Source organism: Kitasatospora sp. CB02891, from assembly GCF_002803145.1.
Classification (GTDB): Bacteria; Actinomycetota; Actinomycetes; order Streptomycetales; family Streptomycetaceae; genus Kitasatospora; species Kitasatospora griseola.
In genome coordinates this window covers 539223-560724 of sequence record NZ_NNBO01000001.1, presented here as the reverse complement: position 1 = coordinate 560724, position 21502 = coordinate 539223, and the positions used below count along the sequence as shown (strand labels likewise).

Below are 21502 nucleotides of genomic sequence, written 5' to 3'. Positions count from 1 at the left end.
CCCCGGCGGCGCCCACTGCCACAGTGAGCGGCATGATCACGCCGGACCCGCCGTTCGTCCCGGGACTCGAACTCGCCGCAGCACTGTACGAGGACGCCGTCCGACCCCTGCTGGAAAGCGCTTACCCGCAGCTTCGCTACGCGGCCGCGCGGATCGGCCCGGGCTCCGAAGTGCTCGGCTTCGACACCGCCCGCTCCACCGACCACGACTGGGGGCCACGACTCCAACTCTTCCTCACCCCCGAGGACGCCGAACAGTACGGCGCGGCCATCACCGCCCTGCTCGCCGAGCACCTGCCCCGGCAGATCCGCGGCTGGTCCACCCACTACCGCCGCACCGGCGACCCGCACAACCCGGTCAGCCACCTCGAACCCGCCGCCGGTGCCGCCGTCGACCACCGCGTCACCGTCCACCACCTGCCCGGCTGGCTCACCACCGGGCTCGGCCCCCGAGCCGCCGCCTGGATCGACACCGATCCCGCCACCGCCGACTGGCTCGCCCTCCCGCAACAGCGACTCGCCGAACTCACCGCCGGCACCGTCCTGCGCGACGACCACGGCACCCTCACCGCCGTCCGTCGACGCCTCCACTGGTACCCCGACCAGCTGTGGCGCTACCTGATGGCCTGTCAGTGGCAGCGCATCGCCCAGGAGGAGGCATTCGTCGGCCGCTGCGCCGAAACCGGAGACGAACTCGGCGCCGCGATCGTCGCCGCCCGCCTGGCCCGCGACCTGATGCGGCTCGCCCTGCTCCAACACCGCACCTACGCGCCCTACAGCAAGTGGCTCGGCCGGGCCTTCACCCGCCTGCCTGCCGACCCCGCCCTCGGGCCCGCGCTGCGCGCCGCTCTCGCCGCGACCGACCACGAGGCTCGCGAACGCCACCTGTGCGACGCCTACGAGTCCGCCGCCCGTACCCACAATGCGCTGGCCCTCACCGAGCCGATCGACCCGACGTGCCGCCCGTACCACAGCCGCCCGTACCAGGTCCTGCACGCCGACCGCTTCGTCCACGCCCTCCGACGCACCGTCACCGACCCCGACCTGCGCGATCTCCCGCCGACCGGCAGCGTCGACCAGTGGGCCGACAGCACCGACCTGCTCGGCCGCCCGGCAGCGCTCCACGCAGCCGTCGACGCCTTGGCCGGCCAGGTGCCCTGAGCGGGCGGGCAGGCTGCCAAGGCGGCGTGCACACCGCCCCGGTACCGCAGTCGGGAGCCCTGAGCTGTGGGATCTCGGTGGACCGGAACCCCGGGCGGTGCGGCGGGAAACCGGCCGGTCGTCAGGACGGTCGGGAGGCGCGCAGCGAATAGACCAGGGGGAGGCGGGGGCCGGGCGACAGGAAGAAGTGTCCGTGCGCGTGTTCGTGCAGGAAGTCCAGGTGCAGGCCGGAGGCTGCCAGCGCGCTGACCACGTCGCCGATTCCGTGCCGCCACTGCACCGTGCGGGTGGCCGTCATCGTCGCGTCCCGGTCGGCGTAGCTGCCCGGCGTGTCCAGCACGGCCGGCGCGCGGTCGAAGTAGTCCTCCACCACGGTGCGGCCGTCCGCTGCGACGAGTTCGGCGATCGGGTGGAACTCCGACAGATAGGCGAACCCGCCCGGACGGACCAGCGCCGCCACTGTGCGGGCCCAACGCGTCAGGTCGGGAAGCCAGTTCAGGGCGCCCATGCCCGTGTACACCACGTCGAAGGTCTCGCCGCCGAGCGCCTCCACCGCGCCGTACACATCGGAGGAGACGAAGCGCGCCGATTCCACCCCGAGTTGCTTCGCCAACTGCGCGGCCTCCACCAGCGCCGGCTCGGAGAAGTCCAGCCCCGTCACCAGCGCGCCGCGACGCGCCCACGAAAGAGTGTCCAGGCCGATGTGGCACTGCAGGTGCAGCAAGCGCTTTCCGGCAACGTCTCCGACCTCCGCGAGCTCGAAGTCCCGCAGCACCTCCGCTCCGGCCACGAACGCCGGAACGTCGTAGAACGCCCCGCCGACATGGACCGGCACCCGCTCGTCCCAGTTGGCGCGATTGGCCGCCTCCCAGTCCGTCCAGTCGGCGGGCGGGACGGACTGCGAGGCGGGCGGAGGCTGGGGAAGGTCGTCGGAGAAAGTAGACATGACGACACAGCCTTCCGGGTTGCCGGTGATGGGTCAACGAAATATCGGACCGGCCGGGCGGGCGATCACCTGGTCGGTCGGCGGGTCGGGGACCCGCCGGGTCGATGCCCGATCAGGTGCGCGCTGCCCACTGCTCCGCCAGCGTGGCTCCCGCCCGGTGCAGCCAGCGGGCCGGTTCGGACCGGGCGGCGGACGCGGATCCCGCCAGCGAGGAGAGGGTGAGCACCCCGTCCGCCGCCGACTCGCCCGCCACCACGCTCGACGGGACGCCCGCTGCCTCGGCCAGGCGCACCACCTCGCCGACGGCCTTCCCCTGGAGACTGGTCGCGTCGTACCGGCCCTCGCCGGTGATCAGCAGATCCGCGGACGCCAACAGGCCCGGCAGCCCGAGGAGTCGAGCCACCGCCGGTGCGCCCGGCTCGACCACCGCGCCCCAACCGGCCAGCAGCCCGTACCCCGTCCCGCCCGCCGCGCCTGCGCCCGGATGCGACGGATCGCCGCCCATCAGCTCCGCCAGGCGTTCCAACCTTCGTTCCAGCAACGGAAGTTCGCGCTCACCGGCACCCTTCTGCGGGCCGTACACCGCCGCCGCGCCGCGCTCGCCCAGCAGCGGATTGGTCACGTCGGTGAGCAGCACCACCCCGCCGGGCGGGGCGAGGCGAATCCGCGAACGGTCGAAGGCGGTCGCAGCGTCGAGCGCGGCATCGAGATCCGACGAGGCGTCAGGAACGACGTGGCCCGTGCTGTCCAGCAGGCGGGCGCCGAGCGCGGACAGCAGCCCGAAGCCGCCGTCGGTGGACGCCGAACCGCCGAGGCCGACCAGCAGTCGGGTCGCCCCGGCGTCCAATGCGGCGGCGATGGTCTCGCCGGTGCCCCGGGTCGTCGCGGTCAGTGGACACAACTCGCGGCCCAGCAACGGGAGTCCACTGGCCACGGCCAGCTCGACCACCGCCGTGCCGTCCGGCAGCAGCGCGAACTGCCCGCGCACCGGCCGCCCGTCCGGCCCCGCCACGTCGGGGACGTCGACCAGCCGCGCACCGGGACTGGCCGAGACGACGGCCGCGAGCGTCCCCTCCCCGCCGTCCGCCATCGGCACGCACCGCACCTCGTCCGCCGACCGCACTGAACGCCAGCCCGAGGACAGCGCCTCGGCGGCATCCGCCGCGTCGATCGTCCCCTTGAACGAGTCCGGCGCCACGACGATCCGCATCCGTCCCACCTCCGCCTCTCTCGATCTCGACCCGCCGACCCGGCAGGACCCCGACAGGCCACCTTCGGCCTGCCGACTCCGCCGGAGCATCCACCCCGACGCGGCACCACTCAACCGGACCGCTCCAGGTGCCCACCACCTCGACACGACGCGCGCGACAGGGTGAGGCGCGACACCCTCGGACAGCGGCGGGCGAGCGGGCCGACGACACGCTCGCCCCTCCACCTGTGTGCGCGTGCCGGCCCGCGCGCCCGCCGGCGTCAGCGACGCACCAGATGCGTGCGGTGACGCTCCTTCAGGGTGGCGAGGGTCTGCTCACCCGGGGTGTTCCACACCTGCTCGTTGAAGAGCTCGACCTCGATCCAGCCTTCGTAGCCGGCCTCGGCCACCCGGTCGGTCAGCCAACCGAAGTCGATGTGCCCGTCGCCGACATGGCCCCGGCCCAGCAACGCGTCCGCCGGCAGCGGCAGCGTCCAGTCGCACACCTGGTACGAGGCGATCCGGTTGCCCGCCCCCGCACGCGCGACCTGCTGCTCCAACTCCGGGTCCCACCACACGTGGTAGCTGTCCACCACGACACCGACCTGCTCGGCCGGATGGGCCTCCGCCAGATCCAGCGCCTGGCCCAGCGTGGAGACCACCGCCCGGTCCGCGCAGAACATCGGGTGCAGCGGCTCGATCGCCAGCCGGACGCCGAAGTCGCCTGCGTGCGGAGCGAGTTCACCGATCATGTCGGCCACCTGGCGGCGCGCCCCGACCAGGTCGCGACTGCCGGACGGCAAGCCGCCCACCACCAACACCAGGGTGTCGGTGCCGAGTTCGGCCGCCTCCTCGATCGCCGCCAGGTTGTCCGCGAACGCCGCCAGGCGCGCCGCCTCGTCACCGGCCGTCAGGAACCCGCCCCGACACAGGCTGCTCACCGCGACACCGGCGTCCCGGCACAGTCGCGCCGCCCGGGCCAGGCCCGCCTCGGCGACCTTGTCGCGCCACAGGCCGATCGCCGGAATCCCGGCGTCCACGCAGCCGCGCACCGCCTCCTCCAGGCTCCAGCCCTTGGTGGTGATCTGGTTCAGCGACAGCCGCTCGCACCCCTCGGACACCTTCAGCACCGCCGCGCTCATGCCCGCACCCCCGCCAGCGCCAGGAACTCCCGCATCCGACCCGCCGCCAACTCCGGATCGCCCAACACCCCGGCCACGTCGGCCAGTCGGAACAGCTCCACCAGGTGACTCACCGAACGGCCGCTCTGCGCACCGGCCACCATGGTGAAGTGCTCCTGGTGCCCGCACAGCCACGCCAGGAACACGATGCCCGTCTTGTAGTGGAACGTCGGCGCCGCGAACAGATGACGGGCCAGCGGCACCGTCGGACCGAACAGCGCGTCGTAGCGCGCGAGATCACCGGCGTCCAGAGCCTGCAGCGCCGCCGCCGCGACCTCCGCGATCGGATCGAACACGCCCAGCAGCGCGTCACTGTGACCGACCTCGTCACCCCGCACCAACTCCGGGTAGTTGAAGTCGTCACCCGTGTACATCCGCACCCCGGACGGCAGTTCACGCCGCAGCGCGACCTCCCGACCCGCGTCCAGCAGTGACACCTTGATGCCGTCGATCCGGCCCGGGTGGCTGCGAATCAGCTCCAGCACCGTCTGCGCGGCCGTATCCAGATCCGCCGAACCCCAGTAGCCGGCCAGCGCCGGATCGAACATCTCGCCCAACCAGTGCAGAATCACCGGCTGTTCGGCCTGCTCGACCAGCTTCCCGTACACCGACAGGTAGTCCTCAGGACCGCGCGCCGACGCCGCCAGCGCCCGGCTCGCCATCAGGATCGGCTGCGCACCCGCCGCCTCGACCACCGCGAGCTGCTCCTCGTACGCCGCCGACACCTCGGCCAACGAGACGTTCACGGACGCCAGTTGGTCGGTGCCCGCACCGCACGCCAGTCGGCCGCCGACGGCCTTCGCCTCCGCACCCGAACGGGCGATCAGCTCCTGCGTCGCGGCCCAGTCCAGGCCCATCCCGCGCTGCGCGGTGTCCATCGCATCGGCCACCCCCAGGCCCAACTCCCAGAGCCGGTGCCGGAACTTGAGCGTCCCCTCCCAGTCCACGGCGGCCGGCGCACCGGGCGCGTTCCCGCCCAGCGGATCGGCCACCACATGGGCGGCCGCGAACGCCACTCGGGAGGAGGCCGGCCCCGTCGGGGCGGCGAGCGCCGCGGGCTCGCGCAACTGGTACCGGCCGATGCCGGGCAGATCGAGATGAGTCATGGTGTCAGGCCTTGGGATCGGGCGATCGCACGGATCGACGGGATGGGGGAGGGGTGTGGAGGCGGCGGCCTCAACCTGCGGAAGGCCGGGGACGTGAGGACGGGGTGCCGACGGGTTCACGTGCCGGGCGACGCAGGCGAGTCGGACGGGGCGGCGGCGGAGCCGGGTCTCGGCTCGCGCCGCCCTGTCGGTCCCGTCGGCGGTGCCGGATCCCGGGTCCCGGGTCCCGGCAGTTGCGGCCGGACGAGTCAGAGGCTGAGTTCCGGCACGTCCAGTCGGCGGCCCTCGCGGGCCGAACGCAGGCCCAGCTCGGCCAGCTGCACGCCCTTGGCGCCCTCCAGCAGGTCCCACTGGTACGGCGCGCCGGTCACCACGTGCTTGAGGAACAGCTCCCACTGCACCTTGAAGCCGTTGTCGAACTCGGCGTTGTCCGGCACCTGCTGCCACTGCTCACGGAACGACTCGGTGACCGGAAGGTCCGGGTTCCACACCGGCTTCGGCGTCGAACCACGGTGCTGAATGCGGCAGTTGCGCAGCCCGGCGACCGCGCTGCCCTCGGTGCCGTCGACCTGGAACTCGACCAGCTCGTCCCGGTCCACCCGGACCGCCCACGACGAGTTGACCTGCGCGACGATCCCGCCCTCCAGCTCGAACACGCCGTACGCCGCGTCGTCCGCCGTCGCCGGGTACGGGCGGCCCTGCTCGTCGACCCGCTGCGGAATGTGCGTGGCGGCGTGCGCGTACACCGAGCGGACCGGGGCGATGATGCCGTCCAGCACGTAGCGCCAGTGCGGGAACATGTCCAGGATCATGCCGCCGCCGTCCTCGGCCCGGTAGTTCCAGGACGGACGCTGCGCGTCCTGCCAGTCGCCCTCGAACACCCAGTAGCCGAACTCGCCGCGCACCGACAGGATGCGGCCGAAGAAGCCGCCGTCCACCAGCCGCTTCAGCTTCAGCAGACCCGGCAGGAACAGCTTGTCCTGCACCGCGCCGTTGCAGACCCCGGCGGCCCGCGCCAGCCGCGCCAACTCCAGCGCCGCGTCCAGCGACTCGGCGGTCGGCTTCTCGGTGTAGATGTGCTTCCCGGCCGCGATCGCCGCCTTGATCGCGGACTCCCGGGCCTGGGTGACCTGCGCGTCGAAGTAGATCTCCGCCAGCGGGTGCGCCAGCGCCTCGTCCAGCGAGGTGGTCCAGTGCGACAGGCCGTGCCGCTTCGCCAGCTCCTCCAGCTTGGCGGCGCTGCGCCCGACCAGGATCGGCTCCGGCCACAGCACCTGGCCGTCGCCCAGCGGCAGGCCGCCCTGTTCGCGGATGGCCAGGATCGAGCGCACCAGGTGCTGGCGGTAACCCATCCGGCCGGTGACGCCGTTCATGACGATGCCGATGACCCTGCGGGACATGGGGGGTCCTTTCCGTGGGCGGTAGGTGGAGAGGGGGAGGGTGGGGAGCGGCGCGTGGAAAGCGCTTGCCGACTCCGTCCGGGGAGACCCCGGGTCGGCGCGGGAAAGCGCTTTCCACGCCCCGCTGCCGACCGGCGTCGAACCCGTGTCGGGGTCGGCGCGGAGATCTGGGGAAGTGTTGCGAGAGCTGATGGAAAGCGCTTTCCAAGCGGGCCGGAGAGGACCCTTGGAAAGCGCTTTCCATGCGCCGAGGCTAAGCGGCCCGCCCGCCTCGGTCAAGGCGTTGTGATCGCCTCGGCCGCCCGGACCCGGCCGAGCGGTAACCTGTCCCTCGATCATCAGCGGGCAGGGCGAGGGAATCGGGGAGTATCGGGTGGCTGTCACTCTCGGGGATGTGGCGCGGCACGCGGGTGTCTCGCTGGCCACCGCCTCCCGGGCCCTGAACGGCTCGGCGCGGTCGGTGACGGAGGAGCTGTCGGCGAAGGTCCGGGCGAGCGCCGAGGCCCTCGGCTACCTCCCCAACGCGCCGGCGCAGGCTCTGGCCCGGTCGTCCGGCGCGACGATCGGCGTGCTGCTGCACGACGTGGCCGACCCGTACTTCGGCGGGATCGCCCGCGGCGTCGGCGACGCCGCCGCCCGCGCGGGCCTGCTGTCGCTGGTGACCAGCACGGACGGCGACCCCCGGCGCGAGCTGGAGGCGATCCGGATGCTGCACGCGCACCGGGTCCGGGCGATCGTTCTGGCCGGGTCCGCGTACAACGACGTCTCGGTGATCCAGCAGCTGGACGAGGCGCTGGCGGCCTATCAGGAGCAGGGCGGCCGCGTGGCGGCCATCACCGATCACGGCCCGCTGTACGACACCGTCCAGGTGGACAACAAGGAGGGCGCCGCCTCGCTCACCCATTCGCTGGCCCGACTCGGCCACCGCCACTTCGCGGTGATCACCGGCCCCGAGCGGATGCGGGTCGCCGAGGACCGCCTCGACGGCGTTCTGGACGCCCTGCGCGAGATCGGACTGACGCCGGCCGAAGGGATGCTCCAGCGCACGGAGTTCACCCGTGAGGGCGGCCGGGCCGCGATGGCCCGGATCCTGGACGTCGCCCGGGAGAGTGGAACTCCGCTGCCCACGGCCGTGCTCGCGCTCTCCGACATCTGCGCTGCCGGTGTCCTCGCCGAACTGCGCGACCGCGGCATCTCCGTCCCCGGCGAGATCTCGGTGGCCGGCTTCGACGACATCCCATTGGCGACCGATCTGGCTCCGGCGCTGAGCACCGTCCGCCTTCCGCTCGCCAGGATGGGCGAGTCCGCCGTCCGTCTGGCTCTCCGCGAGGGCGGCCGACGCGAGGCCGCCGAAACGAGTTCGGCTTTCGCCGAGGTGGTGCTGCGGGACAGCACGGCTGCCCCGAGGGTCGACTGACGTCGCACCGGGGCACAACTGCGCAGACCCGTCCGGCCGTTGGAGCGGGCACGAGCCGGCGGGCGAGCTGCGACGCCGCACCGGCCGGTGGCCGCCGACGGACGGCGGGGGCGCGGTCGGCCGCGTAGTCGCACGTGACAAACCTGGCGACGTCGGTGGTCGTTCCCGGGATACTGGGTGCCCATGGATGAGGTGGAAGTCGTCGTCGCGCATTCCGAGCGGGCGACGCTGCGCGTCGGTGACGTGTTCCTGAAGGTGGACGCCGATCGGGCGCGCATCGACGCCGAGGTCGAGGCGATGTCCCTCGCGCCGGTCCCGACGCCGGAAGTCCTGTGGTGCAAACCGCCCGTACTCGCGCTGGCCGCCCTTTCGGGGACGACGCTCGGGCGCCTCGGCGGGCCGTCGACCGGATCGTCGGCGAGCTGGGCCGCAGCGGGCGCCGCCATCCGGCAGCTGCACGACGCGCCGCTGCCGCCCCGGCCGGGGCGGGCCGGCCGGAGCGTCGCCGCGCTGGTCGCGGAACTCGACGCCGAGTGCGAACTGCTCGTCACGAACGGCGTCCTGCCCGCCGACCTGGTCGCCCGCAACCGCCAGGTCTCCGAGGCCGCGCTCCGGCCGTGGACCCCGGCCTTCACGCACGGCGACCTGCAGATCGCCCATGTTTTCGTCGACGGCGACGAGGTCACGGGCATCATCGACTGGTCCGAGGCGGGCCAGGGCGACGCCCTGTACGACCTCGCCACCTTCACGCTCGGACACCAGGAGCACCTCGGCGACGTCCTCGCCGGCTACGGCACCGACGCCGACCTCGACGTGATCCACGGGTGGTGGTCGCTGCGAAGCCTGCTGGCGGTCCGCTGGCTGGTCGAGCACGGCTTCGACCCCTTCGCGCCGGGCTGCGAGGTCGACGTGCTGAGATCCCGGATGTGAGGCTGCGACGGCCGCTGCTCAGGTCGCCGTAAGACGCGCGGCAGCAGCGCCTGTTGGCGGCAGGGGATAGGTTCCCGGCATGGCTTCACATCTCGGTCCCGGTGCCTCCGGTGCCATCCGGCGTTTCGCCGGCTGGCTCGCCCGTGGTTCGGTCGGTCATCCGATGCTGGAGGGGATCGACTACTGGGCGGAGCTCCGGGATTCGCCTTCGCAGGCGGAGACCTGCTTCGCCGTGTTCGTCAACGTCCTTGAACTGGACGAGAACGGGGAGCCGGTCAACGAGAAGTACGCCGAGCGCCGGGCGGCGACGTTCCTCTACCGGTACTGCACCGGGGAGTTGCCGCCGGGTGAGCCGGAACTCGAAGGGTGGGAGTGCGAGTTGTACTGACTGCGAGTTGTACTGACCCGGGTCGGGAGCCGGTGCCAAGGAGCCTTGCTGGTAAGGGCCTTGGCACCGGATGGGCGGTGCGGGCCTGAGTTGCCGATGCGCCGCCGTGGCCGTTCGACGATCCGGCGTCGCGCTGTGCGGACAGCCCGGATCGCGAGTGGTGGTGGCTGCGGGCCGTCCGGGCGGGGCGGGCTCGGGTGAGTGAGGACTTCTGGCGGCTGTACTTCGTGGTCCAGCTGGACGATGAGCTGATCGTTCGTCGACGACCACGCGTCCAACAGGGTGTCCCGGGCGCTGGGTCACGAGCCGAACGGCACCGCGTGGGACACCCGCTGCGGCGAGGTTGCGCCGGCCCAGCGCCGGCGGCTGACGGGGGACGCGTGGGAGCGGACCCGCCGTGATGACATCGAGCCGGTGGGCGTTCAGGCGCGGCCCCGCGCCGCGCCTCGCCTGACCGTCGGCCCCGCGCGGAGGGTCCACACGTGGCCGCCCCAAGGGTCAAGTGTCGGTCGGGGCGGTGAGCAGGTTCGTCGCGGCCCGGTGGACCTTGGTGAGGGCGGCCGGCAGGAGTGCGCGCTCGGCCGGGAGGGGCTGCTCGGACGTCGGCCGGGCACGTTCGAGGCCTGGTGCGTGCGCAACGCCGACGCCTTCCGGCCGACGGCCGCGGCCGGCTGGGCAGTCCGGCCGGCGTCCGAGCAGCCACTCTGCGGTCGGCCGTTCAGGACTGCATGCCGCCGAGGTACTGCTCCAGCTGCTGCTGGTTGACGACCAGGCGCAGGCACAAGTGGCGGAACTGTGCGAGTTCCTCGGGAGTGAAGCCACGGAAGACGGCGGACATGGCGCGCTGGGTCGGCAGGCGGAACGCGTCGAGCCATTCGCGGCCGACGGGGCTGATGGTGACGCGGACCGAGCGCCGGTCGTCGGGGTGCTGGACGCGGCGGGCCAGGTTCTCGCGTTCCAGGGTGTCGACCAGGCCGGTGACGTTGCGGGAGCTGACGCCGGCCGCGCGGGCGAGGGCGCCGATGGTGAGACCGTCCGCGTCGGCGTTGCCGAGCCGGGTGAGCAGGTCGAGGGCTCCGGCGCTGAGACCGCGGCCGCCGGCGCCGTGGGCGCGCAGGCGGTCGATGGACTGCGAGGCGGAGCGGACGGCGGCGGCGGCCTCCAGCGCGAGGGTGTCGTCGCCGAGCGCGAACGCGGCCATCGAGCTGCGCACGCCGGGGTCGTAGAGGTGGCCGTCGGGGTCGTTGGCGAGGGAGGGTTCGGAGGCGGGTGAGTTATGTACGTCCTTCAACATGAAGCAGTACCTTAATCGGCGAGGGCTCACCGGTCCAGCCCCGAGCCGATTGACGGGCGATCAACCCCAGTGAGTCGAACGGTGCTTGACGGCTCGCCGCCCGCTCCTCCGTTCGGCGCAGCGACGCGCCACCGACGGTGCAGTGGGCGCGCGGGGAGGCGGAGGTGCTGGCTAGCGTCCGAGGGTGGGCGGGCGCCGGGTCGGAATGCCGGGCGCCCGAGCCCTGAGTCGGATCGAGTCGAGCGCTAGGAGAGTGCGCGTGGCCGCGACACCGCCGCCCCCCGGGGGGTCGCCGGACGGGAGCACGGGGGGCAGTGCGGCGGGGGACGGGCCGCCGCCGTACCGCGGGGGAGCGGTGCAGGCGGAGACGCGGCCGGACGTCACGACCTCGCCGGCCGGTCGGGCGTCGATGGTGGCCGGGGCGGCGAGCGTGCTGCTGATCGCCGCGATCCTGCTGGGCAGCCGGGAGCTGCGGGACTTCGACTCGGCGCTGGTGCCGTACGCGGTGGCGACGGTGTTCCTGACCTTCGGCGTGGTGTACCGGTACATGATGTGGATCTCCGCCCCGGCCGCCCGCCGGATGTTCCGGGAGGGCTGGGCCGCGGCGCTGTCCTGGGAGAACCTGAAACGCTCGCCGACCGCGCTGCCGCGGATGGCGGCCACCTACCTGGGTTTCCAGAAGTTCCTCGGCGCCCGCTCGCACGCCCGCTGGGCAGCGCACCAACTCATCTTCTGGGGCTGCCTGTTGGCGGCCGTCATTACCTTCCCGCTGACCTGGGGCTGGTTCACCTTCACCGCCGCCGGCGCAACCGGCCCGGGCTACGAGATGCGGCTGTGGGGGGTGAAGCTGTTCGGCTTCGACTCCGGCAGCTTCCTCGGCTGGGCGCTGTACCACGGGCTGGACCTGGCCGCGGTGATGGTGATCGGCGGCGTCGGCTACTTCCTGTGGCGACGGGTGCGGGACCGGGCGGCGACCACCGGTCAGCGGTTCGGCTACGACTTCCTCCCGCTGCTGGCCCTGCTCACCATCTCGGTGACCGGCCTGCTGCTGACCTTCTCCGAGATGTTCCTGCACGGCGGCGGCTACGAGTTCCTGGCGATCCTGCACATGGCGTCGGTGGTGCTCACCCTGGTCTACCTGCCGTTCGGGAAGTTCTTCCACATCGTGCAGCGCCCGGCCGCGGTCGGCATGCAGCTGTTCAAGTACACGGCGCGACGCAAGGGTTCGGACGCCGAGGAGCTGCGGGCGTGCCGCCGTTGCGGGCAGCCGATCGACACCGCCGCGGCCGTCGACAACCTGCGCGCCACCATGCGCGACCTGCGGCTCGGCTTCGACGAGTGGGCCGAGTACTGCCCGCGCTGCAAGCGGGTGCTGCGCGGCACCGCGTACCTGTCGGACGTCAAGCGAGGGTTCAAGTGAGCGGCGAGCACGTCCCGTTGGACCCGAGCGTCGCCCCGCTCGGCACCCGCGAGTTCCGCGACGCCGGCGGGCTTCCGGCCGCCGCCTGGCGGGCCGACCAGACCGAGCAGACCCTGGTGCCCACCCACTGCTGCTTCTGCGGCATCCAGTGCGGCATGTACCTGCGGGTGGACGGGCACGGCAAGGTGTTCGGGGTCGAGCCGCGCAACCACGACATCAACCGAATGCGCCTGTGCCCCAAGGGAATCAACGCCTACCAGCAGGTCAACCACCCGGACCGGCTGACCGCACCGCTGCTCCGCCGCGATCGTAAACAGCCGTTCCGCGAAGTGAGTTGGGACGAGGCGCTGGAGTTCACGGTCGAGCAGATCAACCGGATCCAGCGCGAGCACGGCCGGGACGCTTTCGGGATGCTCGGCGGGGCCAGCCTGTTCTCCGAAAAGACCTACCTGGTGGGCAAGTTCGCCCGGGTCGCGCTGAAGACCCGGCACGTGGACTACAACGGCCGGCTGTGCATGGTGAGCGCCGCGGGCGCCAACAAGCTGGCGTTCGGCATCGACCGGGCGGCCAACCCGTTCGCCGACATCCTGCAGACGGACTGCCTGTTGATCGTGGGGGCGAACGTCGGCGAGTGCTTCCCGGTGCTGACCCAGTACGTGTGGGGCGCCCGGGACCGGGGTGCGACGCTGATCGTCGTCGACCCGCGGCAGACCGCGGTCGCCCGCACCGCCGACATCCACGTCGCGCTCAAGTCCGGTACGGATTCGGCGTTCTTCAACGCGGTGCTGCACGTGATCGTCGAGGAGGGACTGACCGACGAGGCGTTCCTGGCGGCGAACACCACCGGCTGGGCGGAGGTGAAGGCCGCCGTCAAGGAGTACCCGCCGAGCCGCGCCGCCGAGATCTGCGGCGTCCCCGCCGAGCAAGTCGTCGAGGTGGCACGGTCGTTCGGCCGGGCGCGGCGGGCGATGGGCTGGCACGCGCGCGGCATCGAGCACCACACCCAGGGCGTGGAGAACTGCCTGACCGTCATCAACCTGTGCACCGCGACCGGCAACCTGGGCCGCCCGGGCGCCGGTTACGGCACCCTCACCGGCCAGGGCAACGGGCAGGGCGGCCGCGAACACGGCCAGAAGTCCGACCTGCTGCCCGGCGGCCGCTCCATCAACGACCCGGCGCACCGCCGGCAGATCGCCGCGATCTGGGGCATCGAGGAGTCCGAACTCCCGCCCGCCGGAACGTCGATGATGGAAATGGTGTGGCAGATGCAGCGCCAGGAGATCCGCGGCCTGATCGGCGTCTGCAACAACCCGTTCGTCTCGCTGCCCAACTACGCGGTGGTGAAGGACGGTTACGACAAACTGGAGTTCCACGCCCAGTTCGACTTCTTCCTGTCCGAGACCGCCGCCAACGCGCACGTGGTCTTCCCCGTCACCACCTGGGCCGAGGACGAGGGCGTGATGGCCAATGCCGAGGCCCGCGTGGTCAAGCACAACAAGGCGCAGGAGCCCCCCGAGGGCGTCCGCACCGACACCTGGGTGATGTGCGAACTGGCCCGACGCCTGGGCGCCGGAGGCAAGTTCGCCTTCGAGAACTCGCGCGACGTGTTCGACGAACTGCGCCGTGCCTCGGCCGGCACGGTGATCGACTACTACGGCATCACCTACGACCGGCTGGAGCGGACCGGCGGCCTGGTGTGGCCCTGCCCGGGCCTCGAACACCCGGGCACACCAAGGCTGTTCGAGGACGGCAGGAGCTACCACCCGGACGGGAAGATCCACCTCCAGGCAGTCGAATGGCACCCGCCGGCCGACCCGTACGGCGACGACTTCCCGATGACGCTGACCACCGGCCGCACCGTCGCGCACTTCCTGTCCGGCAACCAGACCCGCCGCCTCGGCGCGCTGGTCGAGCAGACGCCGCGGCCGTGGGTGGAGGTGCACCCGTCGCAGGGCTTCCGCAACGGCGAGCCGGTGCGGGTGGTCACCCGGCGCGGCAGCGCGGTGCTGCCGGCGCTGGTCACCGAGGCGATCCGACCGGACCACGTGTTCGTGCCCTATCACTGGCCGTACCCGGTGGCCGCCAACGAGTTGACAATCGACGCCCTCGACCCGCGTTCGAAGATCCCCGAGTACAAGGTGTGCGCGGTGCGGATCGAACGCGCCCGGGCCGTCGACGAGGTGCCCGCGCCGCCCACCCCACCGGGCCGCGAGGCGTACCCGGAGACCCAGGTGCCGCGCACCGACCCGCTGCCGCCGACCTCGTCGCAGGGCGTCGGCACCGGAGAGAGGGGCTGAACCACGATGCTGGGACGCACCATCTTCATCGACCCGGGCCGCTGCATCGGCTGCCAGGCCTGCGTGTCGGCGTGCCGCGAATGCGACTCGCACCGCGGCAAGTCGATGATCCACCTGGACTACACCGACGAGGGCCGCACCGTCGCCTCGCTGCCCACCGTGTGCATGCACTGCGAGGACCCGGTCGCCCCGTGCGCCGAGGTCTGCCCCGCCGAGGCGATCCTGATCACCGCGGACGGCGTCGTCCACGAGGCCGACCCGACCCGTTGCATCGGCTGCGCGAACTGCGTCAACGCCTGCCCGTTCGGCGTGCCCAAGATCGATCTGGAGGCGAAGCTCCAGATGAAGTGCAACCTCTGCTACGACCGCACCTCCTACGGCCTGGCCCCGATGTGCGCCACCGTCTGCCCCACCGGCGCCCTGTTCTACGGCACCGCCGAGGAGTTGCAGGCCGAACGGCCCGGCGTGGACGTCTCCACCGAGTTCGTGTTCGGCGCCACCACCGTCTCCACCGGCGTCGCCATGGTGGTGCCGCCGGAGCGCCGGGCGCCCGTCCCCGGCGGGCTGTTGAACGTGATCGAGGTCAACGGGCGGTCGACGCCCGGGAACGGTTGAGCGTGGTCGAGGTCAACGGGCGGTCGACGCCCGGGAACGGATGAGCGTGGTCGAGGTCAACGGGCGGTCCGCGCCCGGGAACGGATGAGCGTGATCGACGTCAGCGGGCGGTCCGCGCCCGGGAACGGAGCGGTGGCGTGAGCAGCCCCGTCGACCCGCCCGAGCCGGGCAGCCCCGAGGACGGCCACCGGGCCGAGCAGGCCGCGCTGCGCGAGCGGATCAGCGCCGACTCGCTCACCACCCGCCGCGACTACCTGCGGATCGTCGCCACGGTCTCCGGCGGCCTCGCGGTCGGCTCCGCCGTCGTCTCGGCGGGCGTGCTGCACCGGCACGGCGACGGCATCGCCGCCCCACTGAAGGTCGCCGACCGGCTGGAGCGCGGGCAGGCGGTGAGCTTCGACTACCCCGGCGAGGACGATCGGGCGATGGCGATCCGCCTGCCCGACGGCACCCTGGTCGGCTACTCCACCGTCTGCACCCACCTGGCCTGCGGCGTGCTGTGGCGACGCGACCACGGCCCCGACGGCGATCTCTACTGCCCGTGCCACGAGGGGAAGTTCGACGCCCGCAGCGGCGAGGTGACGGCCGGCCCGCCGCCCCGGCCGCTGCCCAAGGTGGTCATGGTCGAGGACGCCCGGGGCGCGGTCTGGGCGATCGGCACCGCCCGCTCCGGCGAGGACGAGCAGGCGGGCCTGTGCCGGGGCCTGCGCGACCGCAACCCGGCGCTGGCCGAAGCCGCCGGATGCCCGAGCCGGAAGAGCGGCAAATGATGCTGGACGAACGAGACATGACGGTCCGTCAGGAAGGCTTGGTGGGTGTGCGGTGAGCGTCCCCGAAGGCCATTTCCCCGAGGGCTACCACCCCGGCAGCGACGAACCGCACCTCAACCGGCCCGTCCACGAACGCTATCCGCAGATCCGGCCGACCTCCGGGTACGCCGACGCCCGGGTCACCGCGACCGGCCCCGGACCCGGCGCGGGCACCGACCAGCAGCCGGAACGCTCGGCGATCCTCTCCGCCCGCGTCGGCCTCGCCATCACCGTCGTCATCGGCCAGCTGTGGGGGCTCACCGTCGCCACCAACGCCTGGATGCGCGGCGAGATCGCCACCGCCTGGTGGGCCACCGGCTTCAGCATCGCCTCCTTCCTGGTGGTGCTGCTCGCCTGGCGGATCTCCCCGTACGACCGCTGAACACCGGGTGCAACTGCCACCGGACACCCGGTGACGGCTCGCCCGAGGCACCCGGAGTGCGGTGCCCGGAATGTGGTGATACCTCTCGAAGAACCTGTGGAAGGGAGCCCCCGATGGACTACCCGTTGCTCAACCTGTTCTGGACGATGATGTGGTTCTTCCTCTGGATCCTCTGGCTGTTCCTGCTGTTCAAGGTGATCACCGACATCTTCCACAGCCACGACCTGAGCGGCTGGGGCCAGGCCGGCTGGACGGTCCTCGTCGTCCTGCTGCCCTACATCGGCGTGCTCGTCTACCTGATCGCCCGCGGAAAATCCATGGGCAACCGTGACCGGGCGCTCGCCATGCAGGCGGAGAGCAGCTTCCAGGACTACGTCCGCAAAGCCGCCGGCACCGAGAACCAGGACGCGGGGCGGCGGCACGTCGACGAACTCGCCCGGCTCGCCGACCTGAAGAACAGCGGCGCCATCTCCGAGGACGAGTACCGCGCGGCGAAGAGCAAACTGCTCGCCTGAGACCCCGCCGGCAGGCGGGCGGGAGGAGGACCGGCAGGGTGCCGGACACACCACTGACACCCGAGGTGTTCGACCGGGCCATCGTGGCGATCGCACTGACCGCCGGCGACGACCACCGGCTCGTGTACGTCAACGACGCGTTCCGCGACCTGTTCGGCGACCGCCCGCTCGGCGTCCCGGCCCGTGAGGTGTTCACGGAACCGGGTGCCGAGCGCTTCGTCGCCACCCTCGACGCCGTGCTCGCCGACGGCACCGCCCGGCAGGTCACCGCGCCACGCACCCTGAGCTGCCCCGACGGCGGGACGGCCCACCGGCACTTCGTCTACTCCAGCTCGCCCGCCGGCACCCTGCACGCCCCCGGCACCCCGCACGGGCCCGCCATCCTCACCACCGCCGTCGACACCACCGCCGAACTGCACTCCGCCCTGGAAGCCGAACGCCTGTCCGTCGAACGGCTGCAGACCCTGCGGCGCTACGAGGCCCTGATGGCGGCCGCTGCCCAGATGGTGTGGCTGGTGCACGCAGACGGCACCGCCGACGAACTCGTCCCCGGCTGGGAGGCCTTCACCGGCCGCCCGTTCCCCGGGGCGGTCGGCACCGGCTGGCTCGACGTCGTCCACCCCCAGGACCGCGACCAGCTCGCCACACGCTGGGCCGACGCCGTCCGCGACCTGCCCACCACCTTCGAGCACGTCTTCCGGGTCCGCGGCAAGGACGGCGGCTACCGGCACGTCCGGGCCCGCGCCGTCCCCATCGTCCGCAACGGCGGACCCGCCGAATGGATCGGCACCACCACCGACATCGAGGACCAGTGGCGCAACCGGCTGCGCGAACGACTGCTCGCCCGGGCCGGCGCCGTCACCGAGGCCGAACGCGCCGAGGACGCCTTCGCCGCCCTCGCCGCCACCCTCGTCCCCGACCTCACCGACGTGTGCGCCGTCTTCGTGCTGCGCGAGCCGGACGCGGCCGGCGGCGCCGTCGTCGCCACCCGGGTCGCCTCCGTCGCCCGCCCCGGACTGCCCCCGCTGCCACCTATCAACCGGCAGACCTTCACCCTCGGAGAACGCGCGGGGAAAGCGGTTTCCGACCGCACTCCCACCACGCTCGAATTCGCCGACGGCAATGTGCCCGGCGGCAGCATCCCCGAAGTCTCCGCCCGCTGGCTGAAAGCCGCCCGTGCCACCAGCGTCACCCTGCTGCCGATCGTCGTCGACGGCGCCGTCGTCGCCCTCGCCGCCACCGCCGACTGCGAAGGCGCACCCCCGCCCGGCCCCGCCGACATCGAACTCCAGCACGAAGTCCTGCAACGGGCCCAGGCCCCGCTGCGCCAGGCCCTCGCCCTGCAACGCGCCCGGCACTCCGCCGTCGTCCTGCAACGCGCCATGCTCACCACCCCGCCCCGGGTCGGCGGCGCCGACCTCGCCGCCCGCTACCGCCCCGGCAACCGCAACGCCGAAGTCGGCGGCGACTGGTACGACGCGTTCACCCTCCCCGACGGCGCGCTCGCCATGACCATCGGCGACGTCGCCGGCCACGACCTCGCCGCCGCCACCACGATGGGCCAACTGCGCGCCATGCTGCGCTCCATCGCCTACATCCGCCCGCACGGCCACACCCCCGCCGACACCCTGCGCGAACTCGACACCGCCGCCGAAGGACTGGGCGTCGGCAGCTTCGCCACCGCCGTCCACGCCCGCCTCACCCGGCACGGCGCGGACGGCTACTGGGAGGTCGAGTGGAGCAACGCCGGCCACCCGCCACCCGTCCTGGTGCCCGTCACCGGCCCGCCCCGACTGCTGGCCGCCGAGGACGCCGACGTCCCGCTGTCCGTCGACCCGCGCCGCCCCCGCGTCACCCACCGCGACCCGATAGGCCCCGGCGAAACCCTGCTGCTCTACACCGACGGCCTGGTCGAAGTCCCCGGCGAACACCTGGGCCGGGGCATCGACCGCCTCTGCGAAGCCGCCGCCGAAGCCCGCCACCGCCCCCTCGCCGACCTGTGCGAACACCTGGCGAGCGGCGTCGTCGACCTCCGTGACGATATCGCCCTGATCGCCTTCCGGCCCACCCCGCCGACCCCGGGCAGGCCGTCATGAACGCCACCCCGGGCGGCGACGCGGAAAGGAGGCACGTCGTGGACAGCCCGGACGAGGCGCACGCCGGCGGGCACCCCGCCGGCGACGCCGTGCGGCGCGCAAACGCAGCCCGCCGCCGCGGCCCCGACCGCGGCCCCGACGGCAACGGCGACGAAGGCCACGACACGGCACTGCTCGACGCCCTGTTCGCCCAGGCCCCGGTCGGCCTCTACCTGCTCGACCAGGACCTGCGGCTGGTCCGCCACAACGCCGCCGCCCACAACGCCGGCACCCGGCCCGACGTCCAGGCCGACCCCGGGACCGCCGGTCGCCGCGCCGGCGACTTCGCCCCCGGCTTCGACGGCGCCGAACTCGAATCCCTCGCCCGCCAGGCCCTCGACGACGGCGACTGGATCCGCGAACACGTGATCCGCGGCCGCACCCCCGGCGAGCCCCGCCGCGACATGATCGGCGCCGTCTCCTTCTTCCCCGTCGTCTCCGACACCGGCCGCCGCTACCTGGTCGCCGCCATCGAGGACGTCACCGAGCAGCAGACCGCCCTCGAACGCCTCGACATCCTGCACACCGCGCACCGCCGACTCGGCGCCTCCCTGGACGCCATCGGCTCCGCCCAGGAACTCGCCGACGTCGCCGTGCCACGCCTCGCCGACATCGCCACCGTCGACCTGCTCGACGAACCCCTGCGCGGCCTGCCGCCGCGCGCCGGACCCGTCGACCCCACCTCCCCGCTGCGCCGCGCCGCCTACCGGGCCGTGCACGCCCCCGGCCGGCCCGCCGCCGAGCCGGGCCCGATCCCGCACGGCGAACTCTCCACCTACGGGGCGCCCACGCCGTACAGCCAGGTGCTCGACGACGGGCGGGCGCGGCTGGTGCGCGGACTGAACGGCGACGAGGACTGGCTGGCCGCCGACCCCGTGCGCGGACGCCGCCTGGCCGGGCTCGGCGTGCATTCGATGATCGTCGCGCCGCTGGTGGTGCACGACACGGTGCTGGGCGTGCTGTCCCTGTACCGGAACCGGCGGCCGGACCCGTTCGAACCGGCCGACCTGGACCTGGCCGTCGAACTCGCCTCCCGCGGCGCCCTGTCCATCGACAAGGCCCGCAGCTACGCGCGCGAACGCACGATCGCCACCACCCTGCAACGCCAACTCCTGCCCAGGGAACCGGCCGAACTCAGCGCCGTGGAGACCGCGCAGGTCTACCTGCCGGGCGCGGTCGGCCCCGGCGGCGACTGGTACGACATCGTCCCGCTGTCCGCCGCCCGGGTCGGCCTGGCGGTCGGCCGCATCACCGGAACCGGCATCGAGGCCGCCGCCCTGATGGGTCAACTCCGCACCGCGCTGCGCACGTTGGCCGTGCAGGACCTGGCGCCGGACGAGCTGCTGGTGCGCCTGGACGAAGTCGCGCGGGTCCTGACCAACGAGCAGCGCGGCAGCCTGCCGCCCGGCGCGGACCGGCTGCCGGACGGCCTCGCCTCCTGCCTGTACCTGGTGTACGACCCGATCGCCCGGACCTGCACCGCCGCGTCCGCGGGGCACCCCGCGCCGGTGCTGGTCGGCCCGGACGGCGAGCCGCTGCCGTTCGACGTCGAGCCCGCGCGGCCGCTCGGCTGGGGCGACTGCTGCTACGAGACGACCACCGCCGAACTGGACGAGGGCTGCGTACTGGCGCTGTACACCGAGGGGTTGATGTCCGGCCGGGCCCGGCACCCCGACCGGGACGGCACGCCCGACGGCCCGGGCGCGCGGCGGGCGGTGCTGGAGCGGGTGCTCGCCCGGCCCGGCGAGGAGCGCCTGCCCGACCTGTGCGACCGGGTGGTGTACGCGCTGCTGCCCGAACGCCAGCGGGAGGACGCCGTGCTGCTGCTGGCCCGCACCCGGGCGCTGCCGGACGAGCGGGTCGCGGTGTGGACGCTGCCGGACGACCCCGCGGTGGTGCGCACCGCCCGGCGGCTGGCCGAACACCAGCTCGGCGCCTGGGGCTTGGGGGAGCTGGAGTTCGCCACCGAGATGATCGTCAGCGAGCTGGTGACCAACGCGATCCGCTACGGGGAGCCGCCGATCCGGCTGCGGCTGATCCACGACCGGGGCCTGATCTGCGAGGTCTCGGACAGCTCGGCCAGCACCCCGCACATGCGGCGGGCGAAGAGCACCGACGAGGGCGGCCGCGGGCTGTTCATCATCGGTCATCTGGCGCAGCGCTGGGGGACCAGGTTCGGTCGGCACGGCAAGACCATCTGGGCGCAGCAGGAACTGGTGCCGACGGGCGATTCAGGCAGGGACGGTGCCGGGGTCGACCCGTCCGAGCCGTAGCGGGAGGGCGAGTTGACGGCCGGTCCGGCGCCGGGGACCGGTGGG

Annotated in this window: 18 protein-coding genes; 12 read left to right on the top strand and 6 right to left on the bottom strand. The window is 72.9% G+C overall.

Going from position 1 to position 21502, the window contains the following annotated elements:
• Positions 1-32: 32 nt before the first annotated feature.
• Positions 33-1160 carry a DUF4037 domain-containing protein gene (locus CG736_RS02635; RefSeq protein WP_100584484.1) on the top strand — a complete coding sequence of 376 codons (1128 nt, stop codon included), beginning with the start codon at positions 33-35 and terminating at the stop codon, positions 1158-1160.
• A 121-nt stretch (positions 1161-1281) separates the two neighbouring features.
• Here CG736_RS02635 and CG736_RS02630 read toward each other — a convergent pair whose 3' ends face one another.
• From CG736_RS02630 to CG736_RS02610, 5 genes are all read right to left on the bottom strand, one after another.
• On the bottom strand, positions 1282-2106 hold the full coding sequence (locus CG736_RS02630) for a bifunctional 2-polyprenyl-6-hydroxyphenol methylase/3-demethylubiquinol 3-O-methyltransferase UbiG (protein WP_100584483.1): 825 nt from the start codon (positions 2104-2106) through the stop codon (positions 1282-1284).
• A gap of 112 nt (positions 2107-2218) precedes the next feature.
• Positions 2219-3316, bottom strand: a complete 1098-nt coding sequence (locus CG736_RS02625; protein ID WP_100584482.1) for a glycerate kinase — start codon at positions 3314-3316, stop codon at positions 2219-2221.
• Positions 3317-3576: 260 nt separating this feature from the next.
• Positions 3577-4437, bottom strand: a complete 861-nt coding sequence (locus tag CG736_RS02620; protein ID WP_100584481.1) for a sugar phosphate isomerase/epimerase — start codon at positions 4435-4437, stop codon at positions 3577-3579.
• Positions 4434-5582, bottom strand: coding sequence for a dihydrodipicolinate synthase family protein (locus CG736_RS02615; protein ID WP_100584480.1), 1149 nt, complete (start codon positions 5580-5582; stop codon positions 4434-4436). Before CG736_RS02615 ends, CG736_RS02620 begins: the two co-directional genes overlap by 4 nt.
• A gap of 248 nt (positions 5583-5830) precedes the next feature.
• Positions 5831-6982 carry a Gfo/Idh/MocA family protein gene (locus CG736_RS02610; RefSeq protein ID WP_100584479.1) on the bottom strand — a complete coding sequence of 384 codons (1152 nt, stop codon included), beginning with the start codon at positions 6980-6982 and terminating at the stop codon, positions 5831-5833.
• Positions 6983-7355: 373 nt separating this feature from the next.
• Here CG736_RS02610 and CG736_RS02605 point away from each other — a divergent pair, with 373 nt between their 5' ends.
• From CG736_RS02605 to CG736_RS02595, 3 genes are all read left to right on the top strand, one after another.
• Positions 7356-8399 (top strand): LacI family DNA-binding transcriptional regulator, encoded by a 1044-nt coding sequence (locus CG736_RS02605; protein ID WP_198520329.1) that lies wholly within the window; start codon positions 7356-7358, stop codon positions 8397-8399.
• 183 nt (positions 8400-8582) lie between these two features.
• Entirely contained in the window at positions 8583-9329 is a 747-nt protein-coding gene (locus tag CG736_RS02600) for a phosphotransferase family protein (protein WP_100584477.1), read from the top strand.
• A gap of 79 nt (positions 9330-9408) precedes the next feature.
• Entirely contained in the window at positions 9409-9717 is a 309-nt protein-coding gene (locus tag CG736_RS02595) for a hypothetical protein (RefSeq protein ID WP_232733745.1), read from the top strand.
• 718 nt (positions 9718-10435) lie between these two features.
• Here CG736_RS02595 and CG736_RS02585 read toward each other — a convergent pair.
• The gene (locus CG736_RS02585) at positions 10436-11011 is read right to left on the bottom strand and encodes a MarR family winged helix-turn-helix transcriptional regulator (RefSeq protein WP_100584475.1); all 576 of its coding nucleotides are present in this window, start codon (positions 11009-11011) and stop codon (positions 10436-10438) included.
• Positions 11012-11420: 409 nt separating this feature from the next.
• Here CG736_RS02585 and CG736_RS02580 point away from each other — a divergent pair, with 409 nt between their 5' ends.
• The 8 genes from CG736_RS02580 to CG736_RS02545 all read left to right on the top strand — a co-directional run bounded on the left by CG736_RS02580 (position 11421) and on the right by CG736_RS02545 (position 21457).
• The gene (locus tag CG736_RS02580; protein WP_100585016.1) at positions 11421-12431 is read left to right on the top strand and encodes an MFS transporter; all 1011 of its coding nucleotides are present in this window, start codon (positions 11421-11423) and stop codon (positions 12429-12431) included.
• The gene (locus CG736_RS02575; RefSeq protein ID WP_100584474.1) at positions 12428-14728 is read left to right on the top strand and encodes a molybdopterin oxidoreductase family protein; all 2301 of its coding nucleotides are present in this window, start codon (positions 12428-12430) and stop codon (positions 14726-14728) included. Before CG736_RS02580 ends, CG736_RS02575 begins: the two co-directional genes overlap by 4 nt.
• Before the next feature lie 6 nt (positions 14729-14734).
• Positions 14735-15343: a 4Fe-4S dicluster domain-containing protein gene (locus CG736_RS02570; RefSeq protein WP_100584473.1), complete on the top strand. Its 609-nt coding sequence runs from the start codon at positions 14735-14737 to the stop codon at positions 15341-15343.
• Positions 15344-15480: 137 nt separating this feature from the next.
• Positions 15481-16113 carry a ubiquinol-cytochrome c reductase iron-sulfur subunit gene (locus CG736_RS02565; RefSeq protein WP_100584472.1) on the top strand — a complete coding sequence of 211 codons (633 nt, stop codon included), beginning with the start codon at positions 15481-15483 and terminating at the stop codon, positions 16111-16113.
• Between the two features lie 52 nt (positions 16114-16165).
• Entirely contained in the window at positions 16166-16534 is a 369-nt protein-coding gene (locus CG736_RS02560; RefSeq protein WP_100584471.1) for a hypothetical protein, read from the top strand.
• Positions 16535-16647: 113 nt separating this feature from the next.
• Complete coding sequence (locus tag CG736_RS02555; RefSeq protein ID WP_100584470.1) at positions 16648-17049, top strand: SHOCT domain-containing protein; 402 nt, start codon at positions 16648-16650, stop codon at positions 17047-17049.
• A gap of 38 nt (positions 17050-17087) precedes the next feature.
• On the top strand, positions 17088-19145 hold the full coding sequence (locus CG736_RS38505; protein ID WP_100584469.1) for a SpoIIE family protein phosphatase: 2058 nt from the start codon (positions 17088-17090) through the stop codon (positions 19143-19145).
• Positions 19146-19183: 38 nt separating this feature from the next.
• A complete protein-coding gene (locus CG736_RS02545; RefSeq protein ID WP_232733744.1) occupies positions 19184-21457 on the top strand; it encodes a SpoIIE family protein phosphatase in 2274 nt (757 codons plus the stop codon).
• Positions 21458-21502 lie beyond the last annotated feature (45 nt).

Bases quoted from the DNA above. Each gene is read 5' to 3' on its own strand.
- CG736_RS02635 (WP_100584484.1), top strand. From the start codon at position 33: ATGATCACGCCGGACCCGCCGTTCGTCCCGGGACTCGAACTCGCCGCA.
- CG736_RS02630 (WP_100584483.1), bottom strand. From the start codon at position 2,106: ATGTCTACTTTCTCCGACGACCTTCCCCAGCCTCCGCCCGCCTCGCAG.
- CG736_RS02625 (WP_100584482.1), bottom strand. From the start codon at position 3,316: ATGCGGATCGTCGTGGCGCCGGACTCGTTCAAGGGGACGATCGACGCG.
- CG736_RS02620 (WP_100584481.1), bottom strand. From the start codon at position 4,437: ATGAGCGCGGCGGTGCTGAAGGTGTCCGAGGGGTGCGAGCGGCTGTCG.
- CG736_RS02615 (WP_100584480.1), bottom strand. From the start codon at position 5,582: ATGACTCATCTCGATCTGCCCGGCATCGGCCGGTACCAGTTGCGCGAG.
- CG736_RS02610 (WP_100584479.1), bottom strand. From the start codon at position 6,982: ATGTCCCGCAGGGTCATCGGCATCGTCATGAACGGCGTCACCGGCCGG.
- CG736_RS02600 (WP_100584477.1), top strand. From the start codon at position 8,583: ATGGATGAGGTGGAAGTCGTCGTCGCGCATTCCGAGCGGGCGACGCTG.
- CG736_RS02595 (WP_232733745.1), top strand. From the start codon at position 9,409: ATGGCTTCACATCTCGGTCCCGGTGCCTCCGGTGCCATCCGGCGTTTC.
- CG736_RS02585 (WP_100584475.1), bottom strand. From the start codon at position 11,011: ATGTTGAAGGACGTACATAACTCACCCGCCTCCGAACCCTCCCTCGCC.
- CG736_RS02580 (WP_100585016.1), top strand. From the start codon at position 11,421: ATGGTGGCCGGGGCGGCGAGCGTGCTGCTGATCGCCGCGATCCTGCTG.
- CG736_RS02570 (WP_100584473.1), top strand. From the start codon at position 14,735: ATGCTGGGACGCACCATCTTCATCGACCCGGGCCGCTGCATCGGCTGC.
- CG736_RS02555 (WP_100584470.1), top strand. From the start codon at position 16,648: ATGGACTACCCGTTGCTCAACCTGTTCTGGACGATGATGTGGTTCTTC.